This window comes from Nostoc mirabile CHAB5784, from assembly GCF_020829645.1.
In the GTDB taxonomy this organism is placed as follows: domain Bacteria; phylum Cyanobacteriota; class Cyanobacteriia; order Cyanobacteriales; family Nostocaceae; genus Nostoc; species Nostoc mirabile.
Genome location: NZ_JAIVFS010000015.1, coordinates 35,274 through 47,504, shown reverse-complemented (window position 1 = coordinate 47,504; position 12,231 = coordinate 35,274). Strand labels below are relative to the sequence as shown.

Below are 12,231 nucleotides of genomic sequence, written 5' to 3'. Positions count from 1 at the left end.
TAAACTTACCAATGGCAGTTACACCACTGTATCCAATACTGAGTTACTGACTAAGGCTAGAGCTACTGACCGTTGACGAATCAGTTTTTGCAACATACCCTATTTTTTCCCTATGATGATTCATGGTTTAGGTTTTCTCAGTTTGAGCGCATCTCTTGTACTTCCCTGGGCATTAACAGGTCTGGTTCAAGGACAGAGAATAACAGAGTCTTTAGTTAAAGATGTTCGTCAGTCATCCACTGATCAAGAAATGCCACTACCTAACCGCAAGCTGATCAGTGCTATTTCAACTGCGACAAAATATTATGTTAGTGGTAAAGGAAATGATAGAAATAGCGGACTCACTACCTCATCCGCTTTTAGGACAATTCAAAGGGCGGCAGACCTGACCAAACCTGGGGACACGGTGCTTATTATGAACGGGGAATACAATAATGCACACCCAAAAGGAACGGTATTAGAGATTAAACGCTCTGGAAGGGCAAATGCATGGATTACGTATAAAGCATATCCTGGACATCGACCGAAAATTCAGCACAATGGATGGAATGGAATTTTGATTTACAATGGAGCATCATATATTGAGGTGAACGGGCTGGAGGTTGTAGGGAACAATGGCAAGATAAGCCGTAAGTATGCGCTGAGTCAGAGGTATAACGACGACAACCCGCTGACGAATGGAAACTGCATCAGCATAGATGGAAGACAAAATGGTCGCCCTCACCATATACGTATTCTCAACAACAAGATACATGATTGTGGAGGCATAGGCATTGCAGCCATTGAATCAGACTATATAACAGTGGATAATAACGAAGTATTCAATAATGCCTGGTACTCAGTTCACGGCTGTAGTGGCATTTCGCTGCTCAATAATTGGAATTCTGACAACAACCAAAACTATAAGATGTTTATTACCAGAAACAAGGTCTACAACAATAAAATGCTTGTTCCCTGGTATGTTACTAACAAGATCCAAGACGGTAATGGCATTATTGTTGATCGTGGAATGAATAAGCAAATTGGATCAAAATTGAGTCCGTATCGAGGACGTACTTTGATTGCCAGCAACATTTCATATAAAAATGGTGGTGGCGGCATTCATACATTCCAAAGTGAGAATATCGATATTGTCTACAACACTAGTTATCTGAATAACCAGAGTCCGGAAATTTCATCTGGGCAAATCTCGATTAATGCTTCAAATAATGTCAACGTTCTCAATAATATCCTTTATTCTGAGCGTGGGAAACCGATAAACATAAAATACGGTGGTAGTAGCAACGTCAGGTTTGACTACAACCTCAACGGCAATAGTACCTTGATAAAACTTTCCGGGCCTAGTGATATAATTGCAGATCCACAGTTTATAAATGCCTCGGCTGGTGATTTTAGGCTCAAGTCGACGAGTCCGGCAATCAATAGTGGTATGAAGTTCAATAATGTGACAACCGATTTTTTAGGCGACCCTCGTGTGAAGGGTTCACGATCCGATAGAGGGGCACACGAAATGCGGTAGTAGTTAAGAGGATGTTTTAAAAGTCTTGTTGTAGGTATCAAAACGTTCTAGCTCCTCCTAAATCCAGGCCACTTGCTCATGGGGGAAACCCCTTCTCTACGAGAAGCTCCACCTTGGCGGAAGCCTTTCGCAGATAAGGTGCTAGCCTCTCACTTTGGGAGAGGTTAAGAGCGATGGGGTCTCCCAAAGTCGAGCGACTAGCATGGGTTAGGGGGGATCAATAAGTGTCTAAAATCACAGCCAAATACTTTTCAAACATCCTTTATCACTATGGAATTGGGTTGTATGGCAAAATCCTGATTTATCCAGCGTTTTTGTCTACAACCCGTTTTTTTTAACACACTGTTCGCTCATCGCAATTAAGAAAAAGTGTGGTGGTAAATAATCAGGGTTTTAGCGTTTGCAAAGATAGTTAATACCTATATCAAGCTACGCTAATGCATAGGTAATTGCGTGCTAAACCTCAATACAGTTCAGTTAAGTATTTCTTCCTTCTCTGCGAGACGCTGCGCGATGACGGTAGCCTGCGGCAAGCCCTCCGGGTGACGCTTGTACCTCTCTACGAGACGCACTCGCGAACGCTTTCGCTGCGCTAACAGCAGTCGCTCATGGAGGAAACCCCCAGACGCTCGCGGACTCGCTCATAGCGTTGCCATGCCGTTGGCGCAGCCTAAGAAGAGAAGGCTTTACGCTGCGCTATGCGCGGCATCGTCTCCCAATGTGAGAAGACCGCGCTGCTTCACCGCTTTGCGTCTACGTTAAAAAAATTGACTTTGGCAAACAGTTTTAGCCTTAAATGAACCGTATTGTGCTAAACCTAGCTGTTGCTTCAACGGCAATACATTTATCTAGATTCAATCCCCGATTAAAACTAAATTTCTAATTTTTCCTAACTCTAATAAAAATAAAATGGGCGAACTGTAAGTTTTAACCTACATTCGCCATGTCACATGAATTAGGATCATGGTTTATTAAGATGTATTGGAGTAGTTCCTAACCTTTGAAGGTTTTATTTTTTTGCAAGCCCCTGAAACTCTTTTGCCAACTTTGTTGGTTTAAAATATTCATGATCATGATATAAATAACTACTAGATTCATTTTTATCAATGATTCCATTCACGACTAAGCCTAGTACGTTGTAATTGGATCTTTCTAATATCTCTTGAGCAGCGTTAGCACTGTTAGAATCGATTACCCCAGGTCGAGCTACTAACAAAATCCCGTCAGTCATTTGGCTTAAAGTCAAAGCATCGGCTGCCAAAAGGAGGGGAGGAGCATCAATAATTACAAAATCATAGTTATGTTGAGATGAGAAATTTTCAATTAATGATGCCATCCGTTTCGAGTCAAGCAAAGCAAGTGGGTTGGGAGGTCTAACCCCAGCAGTTAAGACATCAAGATTATCCATTACCTTAGATACAGTAACGTCAAATTCAGCCTGACCTACAAGAACCTCACTCAAACCAACTGCATTCGTTAGCTGCCAAAGATGATGCTGAGAAGGAACTCGCATATCTGCATCAATTAATAAAACTTTACGCCCTAGTTGAGCGATCGCTGCTGCCAAATTAGCTGAAACTGTAGACTTGCCTTCTTTAGGAACTGCGCTAGTTACCACGATAGTTTTGAGCACTTTATCTGAACTCAGGAATTTCAGATTGGCTTGAATCATTCGGTACATTTCGCTAGTTAAAGAGTAAGGCGTATCTCTAACAGCAATTTTTTGAGTTATTGATTCTACATTTGAATAACGAGAGCGAACCTTTTTAACAGACAAAGGAATAATTCCCAGCAAGGTATATCTAAATACATCTCTGACTTCCTTAAGTGTTTTTAAAGATCTATCTCTCATGCTTAGGAAAAGAATAGTTGTAGTGGCCAAAAATAAACCGAACATCACTCCTAACAGTAAAACAATAATTTTTTTGCCTACTACTGGATCTTTGGGCACTAAAGCCTGAGCAATAATCCGCGAACTGGCTGTATTTGTATTCTCAACTAACTGTAATTCTTGAACCTTTTTCAAAAGAGTTTGATATGTCGATTCTGCAACTTCAACTTTCCGTTCTAACTCTCGCTGATTTTGTGCTAACTGGGGTATGATTTTCACTCGCTGCTCGTAGGTAGAGCGGGAATTAGATAGAGAGGAGAGTCTTTTAGCTAAACCAAGGCGCTGTATTTCTGATTGTAGAAAATTTTGGATCAGGTTTTGTCTGAGTTCTCCAATCTGCAATAAGCTCTGCGGAATTTGTGTTTGATTACCAACAGTCTGACCAATTTGCTGTTGCAGGAGGGATTTTAAGCTAGCTTTCTTTGCTTCTAAGTTAATAATTACGGGGTTGTCATCTAGGAAACGGCTACGCTCAATCGCTAACTGTCGGTCGGTATCTTGAAGTTGTGTAAGAACTCCCTGCACTGCTGGCGACTGACTGAGGGCACTCACAGCGATCGCTTCCTGAGAATTTAGCTCTACTTTCTGGCGCAGTTCATTGGTTTGGGCATTTACCTCATCCAGTTGAGCCCTAACAGTATTCATCTCATTGTCGAGATTTCCAATAGTTTCAACGGCTGACCTTGTTTCCTCTGATAGATTTGCTATCTGATGCTTCTGTTTAAATATACGTAGCGCTACTTCTGCATTATTAACAGCCTCTTGAGTTTTAGGAAGCTGCTTGGCCATAAATTGACGAGTTGCTGCTGCCTCAGAGCGATTTGTCAAAATATCATTTTCTAAATAAAGACTCATGATTGTGTTGACCACTGCCGCTGATTGTTCAGGGTCACGGCTGGTATAGCTAATTCGCAATACATCTGTGCCGTTAACAATTTTCAGTTGGAGAGACTTTTCTAGTTTCTCTACTTCCAGAGGTTTACCTTCTTCGTCTTTAAGCTGTAGTTTGTCTATTGTTCGCTGCAATAGACTAGGTGAGGAAATAACTTCTATTTGAGTGTTTATAGGATTTTGAGTTGCTAGCAGGGATTTTAAATCTCCTGGATCTCCTCCTTCAGCGTTAGTAGGAAAAAGATTGGAGCCTACTACTTTAAAAGAAGGAATTCTAAATAACAGTTTTCCTTCGGCTTCATAGGATGGTTTCATAAATTGTGTAGCTATAGCACTTAGCATAACTGTAGCTGCAAATATCGCAGTAGCAGGTAGCCACCATCGTTTTAATATCAATAAGTAACGACTAAGGTCTAAATCAATAGATTCCCTAGATTCCATAGATTTTTCTGACATAAATCTTCAAGAGTACAGGTTTTAAGCAAGAAACTAAAATTTGACTTAGAGAATGCACAAACAACTACAATTGACAAGACTGATCTATTTGACAATATGAGAATAGTATAGACTATCTAAGTTACAAATTTAGTTTCCATCCAAAATTTAAAGTAACTACTAGCTTTGCCAAATTTTATCATAAGCCTCTAACAGTTTCGGAGCTTGATATTGCCACTCAAGTATCTTTTTCATTCTGCTTCGCCCCTCGGCTCCTATCTCAGAAGATAATCAATTCTCTATGGTTCAGCCATGACAGTTTCTCATAACCGGAAATACCACTCTGCTGAGTAAGCTAGAACTTAATGTGATAATCTTGAGACTATTAATTCTAGACCTTAGCTGCAATTTTTGAATAATTGGTCTATCTTTGATTAATATATCAGCGAAAGAATCACAAGTTAAGTTTGATTTATTTTACCAGATTCAAAACGCTCCCTAGCTTTATCCTGAGGTCGAGTCAGCCTATTGATTTTATTTTTACAGATTTGCACGTGTAGAAAGTTTGCTTGATAATATCGCTGATACATAAAGTATCCATTCCAAACTATTTTGCTCTAATAATGTAGTTTCAGTTAGATTTGAAAAAATAATATAGGTAAAATAAACTAAAAGCCATAAATTTTCAGATGTTTGATTCCATCGGATTAAATATATCACTCTTAATAGATTAATAATGAACCCAATTGCAAAAACCAAAACTCCTAGTAGACCCAACGCTAGCCAAAGATCCAAAAAACCATTGTGAGCATTAGGAGCATCCCATTGTACGGTTTGTATAACAATAGAAGACTCACTACTATTCTGCCAGAATGCTCCATAGCCATATCCTAGCCACGGTCTTTTCGCAACCATTTGCAACACAGCAGGCCATAGTTCTGCACGTCCAGTGAGTGTTGTGTCCTTACCTACTGAACCTAGAATTGTATCAGCTTCAGAGATAACCAAAGTATAAAAAGCTATGCCAAGTGTTGAGATAAACGTCACAACAGGTATCATTACTTTATACTTTAAATGTAAAATTCGATAATATATAAGAAAAGCAACTGTAATAATAATAAAATTACCTAAAGATGTTGCTGATTTTGATAATAATACAAGTAATCCAGAAGTAACATAACCAAGCCATAAAACCCAACGATTTTCTCGATTAGTCATGGCAAGGAAGAAAAATATTGCTCCACTAAGTACAAATCTCTTGCCAAGAAGATTCTTTTGTGGATATATTCCTCGCCAAGCTGTTGGTTCTCCAGCGCTTCCCATTCCGTACTGTGGAATTAGTACAACAAATAAGATAGACATAAATGCTGAGATACCAAGCATGTATGCACATAACTTCAGTTGTTCTTTTAAGGTGTAGCGTGAAGCGAAATAAAGCCCAAAGAACATTGTTCCCGCCAGACCTACAACACGACGTATAGTAATATCTGAATTTAAAGACCAAAAACTAGAAATTGCACAAACTCCGAGCAATATCCAAATAAGTTTATCTCTGTTAAAGACGTAAGCAACCTTCTTCCAACGTAAACCAATTAAGGAAAGGCTAACTATATATGTAAGAGTGAAAAGCAATCGAGCTATTAGTCTATCACCTTCTTTGATGGTAAAGCCATTGGTCATCAACGGATCTAGTGGAGTTCCTGAATAGATCATCAAAGAAGCGATTGTAAATAATTCTTCAGCGAAAAGTAGAAATTTTCTCATTTTTTATCATGTGTCAATATCATCGTATATATATTTAACAAGTTACAAAGTTGTGATTACTAGTCCCCGTTAATTTGGAAAAATACTTTACTAAGTAATCGGAAAAAAATATTTACACATGACCTTTTAGACTGGATAAAGCTTTCATGTCAAAATTTGTATAATTAATTTTGTCTTACTGCTTATATCTATTCACTCATTTTTAGATGGCTGGATTTTTTGAATTAGCATTTTTTAATTCAAACCGAAGACAGAAGTAAGCTAAGTTTCCAAGCAGATAATTTAACCACAGACGTTTTGTATATAGCGCTATGGCTATTGCTAAAGATTGCTTTTTTTTGGTGGTCTTTAAATTCACACTTCAAGGTTTTTTGTAATTATTTTTATTTTCTGCCTTTTGCATTTCTTGTATAAAAAGCCTCTTATTTTTTGGACTTCTTAGTCAAAACAGAGCTAACTTGCTGCCTCAGTTCCTGAGGAAACAGCCACATAATCAAGTACAAGCATATATCAATCGGGCGCGGCTTACCCCAGCGTATAGCTTCCCACAACAAAGGAAAAAAGGCTTTCCAATCACCTACTGAGGACGCAGAAGGAGTAATCATTGTTGCAATAAAACCTGAATAAGCTTTTGGTGTTACTAAATTGCGGGTGGAACGAATCCAATCCAAGGAATATTTCCAGTCGTTGATATTGCTTAAGCGCTTGATTCCCACTTCTGAATGCCAGATTGCCATAGGCTCAGGCACAAACTCTACTCCTACACCTTCCATAGCAGTAACCCGAAGTAACCATTCCCAATCCTCATGTCTGTAAAATTTTTCTTCCAGAGGCATTTTTTGGACTAACTCTTTTTTCACGAAAATAGTTGAGGTTTGTATGCAGCCCTCTTCTTTAAAAAAGGAGTTACGTGCAAAAAGATATTCACTTAGAGGTTCAGAGAGGTTAGGTAGCCTTGTCGGACGAATAAAATCACCTTTTTGAGTCTGGGAAATGAAACGACTAGCGACAACTGGAAAATCATAATGGGAATTATTTGCTACTTCAAGTTGACGCTCCAATTTTTGTGGAAGCCACTCATCATCATCATCTAAAAAGGCTATCCAAGTGCCTTTAGCTTCCCTCACACCAGTATTTCTGGCCCCTGATGGGCCAATATTTTTTGATAGTTCTATCACTCTCAATCTGGGATCGGTTATCTGAGATAGTACATTAACTGTTTCCTGATCGGGGCCGTCTATTATAACAATCACTTCAATTGATTGCAGCGTTTGAGTTAATGCAGTTCTGACACCCCTCGCAACAATCTGTGGTCTATTGCGTGTAGGAATCACGACGCTGACTATTGTTTGGTTACTTTCATTGACCATTGTTAATTTCTGGTTTGTTGATTTTTTTGATTGAAGATATTCAATATTCATTGCTTTTGTTATCTGTTATGCTTTCCTGTTTTATAAGCAGGTTGGGCTATTAAAACTTCATCATTTTTACAATTTTTTTCCTTACAATATGAATTCCGCCTAAAACATGAATGCTCAGAAAAATAACAAATAAAATATAGGAGAAAATCGCAATAATTAGAGTGAATAAAAAGTCTAAATTGATTGTTTTTAAAATTAAGAATACAAATAGCATCAAAGTGCTTATTATAACAGGACGGCGAATAACTCGCCATAAATTTAATGGAAATAGGAGAGTATAAGTGAAGTAAACATACTGGCTAAAGGCAATAATAGTCATTAGCAATGCCATTATAGCTGCACCTACTAACTGATATCGAGAAACTAATGCTACACCTCCCAAACTTCCTAATGTAGTTGTAATAACCAGTTCACGCAGGTTCACTATCTCAAAGTGGTTGGCTACAAGTAGAGAGCAAAGTGTGCGTGTGAAGGGCAACAAAAGCAGTGACATAGCGCTTATACTAAGAGCTAAACTTGCTTGAGCAAAGCTAGAATCATAAATAAAAATCAGTAAATCTTTACCAAAAAATAACAATCCAATGAATAAGGGTAATCCCATCGTTAGTAAAATTTCAATAAAGCTTTCAGTGATTTGCTGCTGCTTTTCCCGTCCTTGATCTACTACTTTTGAGAGCCTTGGAAACATTGCTACAGTTATACTGTTGGCAATAATTAAAAATGGTTGTAGTAATTGTAGGATTGCACCGAAAAGACCTACTAAAAATTCATTTCCTAACAATGAAAGAATCAAGATTTCGATTCTACTACTGATTACAGCTATTGCTTCAATAGCAAAAAATGTCCGTGAGATTTTAATTGTATTCCATACAAACTCTTTATCAATTTGCCATTGTATTTTGACTAATTGTGTGATTATAATCCATTCAATTACGAGAATTAATGTTTCCGAACAAAATAGTATCCCTCCCAGACTTTCAATTCCATACTTCAGGTGCATTGCCCAGATCATTATTATTAGGCGTAATACATACACTGGCACTGTAGCAATGGCAATCAAATGCATCTTCTCTTTAGCTTGGAAAATTGCCTCTGTTACGTTGGAAAGTGCAAAGGGAATTATCGTTAAGCCCATTATGTAGCAAAGAGTCGAGGTTTTGGAACTATAGGGAAGTAAAAATACTACAATCACCAACGCCCCATAACTGAGCAAACTAAATATTAACTGTAGGCAGGTACCACTCATCAAATAAACTGATGTTTTTTGTGGTTCGCAGGCTAGTTCTCTTGTAAACAATATCTTTAGTCCCTGTGAAGCAATGCCCACAAAGATAAAGTAGTAGCTATAGGCTAGTAGATACTGACCTATAGCTTCAGCTCCTAGATTACGAGCAATAGCGGCGGTTAATACAAAAGCTGTTATGCTTTGCGCTAACCGATTGACTATCATTGAGAGAGAATTACTTATGAATTTGTACTTTTCTACCATTCTTAAATTATTAATTCACCTTAATTCGCTCATTTTGAATCGCCAATACCTATATATCTCATAACTGGAATTTTTTTCGGATATATCGTTAGAAGCTTGAGTAGTTAACGCAAAACCTTTTATCGCCCTTAAGTAGGTAGTTAATCACTCAGCAAAGTAGAAAATCTAATTAGTAGGCACCTTCTTTTTTCAAAACTACCATAACTGTTTTGAGGAGAATTTCAAAGTCTAACCGAAGCGACCAATTTTCGATGTAGTTAAGATCAAGATTTATCACTTGCTCAAAATCTAAAATATCCGAGCGACCTGAGACTTGCCAAAGACCTGTAATACCAGGTAGAACTTCATGGCGAATAAAATGATGTTCAGAAAACTTATCTACATCTCTAATAGGTAAAGGGCGAGGTCCTACTATACTCATTTCTCCAAGGATAACGTTAAATAGTTGAGGTAATTCGTCTAAGCTGTAACGTCGAAGGAATTTTCCAACACGGGTAATGCGAGGATCGTCTTTAATTTTAAAGATAATCCCATCTTTAGTTTCATTTAATGCTTCTAATTCTTTCTGGAATTTTTCTGCATCAGACCTCATCGTTCTGAATTTCCATACTTTAAACTGTTGCCCATGTAAACCTATGCGAGTTTGTCTGTAAAATACTGTGCCGGGAGAGTCCAATTTGATAGCTATAGCTATAGCTATATAAATAGGAAATGATAACATTACAAATAAAGTCGCGAAGAAAAAATCAGAACTGCGCTTTATCCAAAAATCTTTCCCTGTAATTATCGGACAATCCAAACTCAAACAAGGCATTCCCCCTATTTTATTAAATTCTATGTTTTTATAAATTGGTTTTAATTCCATCGGCAAAATATGTACTTGGATGCCAGATGCTTGAAATAACCAGCATAAAAACATTCTATTTTTTAGAGCATCCCAAGATATAAAAACTTCTGTTACACCTAATTCATTAAGTTGATTCAATGTTTGTTGACGTTTATATCTATCTAATGAGCTAGCATTAGCCGTTCCAGATACAATATAATGTTTTTCTTTTTTTATAAAGCTAGCTATTTGCTCATGGTCTTGAGGATCGCAAATAATGAAGACAGAAGAACGAACTATTTTTTTCTGCTTCCGCAGATATTCCAAAGTAATATTTATAGTGTACCTACCAGTACAAATAAATAATATACTTAGCAACCAAGATAATAATATTAATCTTGGACGTGTAATATCAATAACTGGCTTATATAAAAGACAAACTAGGAGTATTAATCCATGAGCAAAAGTTAGCGATTTTATAATGTTGAAATAGTCATAGCGTTTTTGACCTTCTCGATAAATACCCTCGATAGCTAATGAGCCTATTTGAATCCCAATAGTTATTAAAATCGGCAAATAATGACTCTGTATATACGAAGTCAAATGCCCATAAGAAGATTGATATCCAGCTAAAACCCAAGCCAAGGATAAAAGAGTATAGTCTACTAAAAATAATGTTGTTAATCTCAACCACCACGAACCCTTGCGTACCCTGGCAAATGAAGATGCACGTAAATCTAGAGGCACTTCATTAAATTTACTTGTTGTAATGCTTTGATTACTCATAGTTTAGAAACACTTGGTGTAGTTAAAATTTCTTTGATGGAAGCTTATATTTAAGTAAGAAAAATGGGGTATCTCACATTTTTTTTTCAAAAAAACCTGGACTTTGTAGCCTACTATTAACCATTTATTTTCTTCGCACTAACTTTCTTTAAATTCTTGATCAAAAGCATCTTCCAGGGTCGGTTTGAGTGCGGTTACTACCCAGATACTTAGCTTTTGTTGCAGGCTAGAATCCAATTTAGGCTGGAAATTTTGAGCTTTGATGCCAAAAAAAGGATTTTTTGGTGAGTTAACTTAATAGTTGAATAAAATCCCTGACGTAAATAATCAAGTAGGTCAGGTAAAAATACTAGAAAGGATGTTTAAGGTGCGTAACACTTGAACTGATTTACTACAGTTTGATTGCAGATTTCCACTTCTATATAGATGATATGCCTTCGGAAATTACTGTAGCATGTTTAGCTAGACTAATTCAGCTTTGCTTAAAACTTCTCTGTTTGTTTACGCATAATTACTGATTAATAAAACTTACACACATAAGATAGAACAAAATGCATCAAAAATTTGATTATTGTTACAAAACTTTACAAAACTTGTTGTCGTGATTGAGCTTGAGTAAGTTTCATGGGCATCTCCAGAGAATTTGGTTATAAAGAAAGTAATATCAACACTGTTTGATATCTGTGAGCCTTGTCATCTCTGCATTATAGACATTTTTACCTACTGAGAGAGAATCAATTTTTTAGCTTTACAGTATTTTTACATTTGAATAAACACAATGAAGATTCGGTAATAATTATTTTTTCCTTCAGCAAATTTTCGGAAAAAAAGATAAAGTCTTTTCAGTGATTGTGTTTGAACCATATATTTATACAAAAAAGCAAAAAAAATATTTGTAAAGTAAACGTAAATTCGGAAACTAAATCCTTCTCCCTGACTGTACCTCAACAATGCAATCAGGCAATTTTTTAAATTTAAATGCATTTTTAAAATTTTAGTTTAAAAATAAAATGCTTGGTAAAAAGTTGGTGATTATTATATTAGAGAAAAATCGAGTAGCTAGAGTTTTAAGTATCAATTATCTTTGAAAATGCATATAATTAGCCTGGGTACTGTAAACCAGAAGCATTTCGCGCACCAGACTGCCCTTAAGCCTAGCTAGGCTTGTATCCTGAGGGCATTCATTAATGTGCAAACTAACAGAAAATT

At 36.9% G+C, this 12,231-nt stretch carries 6 protein-coding genes; 1 reads left to right on the top strand and 5 read right to left on the bottom strand.

All coding sequences use genetic code 11. The features are described from left to right. The first annotated feature begins 112 nt into the window (after nucleotides 1-112). Nucleotides 113-1,519: a right-handed parallel beta-helix repeat-containing protein gene (locus tag LC653_RS12440; RefSeq protein WP_229494769.1), complete on the top strand. Its 1,407-nt coding sequence runs from the start codon at nucleotides 113-115 to the stop codon at nucleotides 1,517-1,519. Nucleotides 1,520-2,528: 1,009 nt separating this feature from the next. On the opposite strand, the gene LC653_RS12435 is transcribed toward LC653_RS12440, so the two are convergent. From LC653_RS12435 to LC653_RS12415, 5 genes are all read right to left on the bottom strand, one after another. Then, on the bottom strand, nucleotides 2,529-4,757 hold the full coding sequence (locus LC653_RS12435) for a GumC family protein (RefSeq protein ID WP_229494768.1): 2,229 nt from the start codon (nucleotides 4,755-4,757) through the stop codon (nucleotides 2,529-2,531). Between the two features lie 519 nt (nucleotides 4,758-5,276). Continuing rightward, nucleotides 5,277-6,500: an O-antigen ligase family protein gene (locus LC653_RS12430; RefSeq protein WP_229494767.1), complete on the bottom strand. Its 1,224-nt coding sequence runs from the start codon at nucleotides 6,498-6,500 to the stop codon at nucleotides 5,277-5,279. A 422-nt stretch (nucleotides 6,501-6,922) separates the two neighbouring features. Then, nucleotides 6,923-7,870, bottom strand: a complete 948-nt coding sequence (locus LC653_RS12425; RefSeq protein ID WP_229494766.1) for a glycosyltransferase family 2 protein — start codon at nucleotides 7,868-7,870, stop codon at nucleotides 6,923-6,925. A gap of 100 nt (nucleotides 7,871-7,970) precedes the next feature. Then, complete coding sequence (locus tag LC653_RS12420) at nucleotides 7,971-9,410, bottom strand: oligosaccharide flippase family protein (protein WP_229494765.1); 1,440 nt, start codon at nucleotides 9,408-9,410, stop codon at nucleotides 7,971-7,973. Nucleotides 9,411-9,579: 169 nt separating this feature from the next. Further along, nucleotides 9,580-11,022: a sugar transferase gene (locus LC653_RS12415; RefSeq protein ID WP_229494764.1), complete on the bottom strand. Its 1,443-nt coding sequence runs from the start codon at nucleotides 11,020-11,022 to the stop codon at nucleotides 9,580-9,582. Nucleotides 11,023-12,231 lie beyond the last annotated feature (1,209 nt).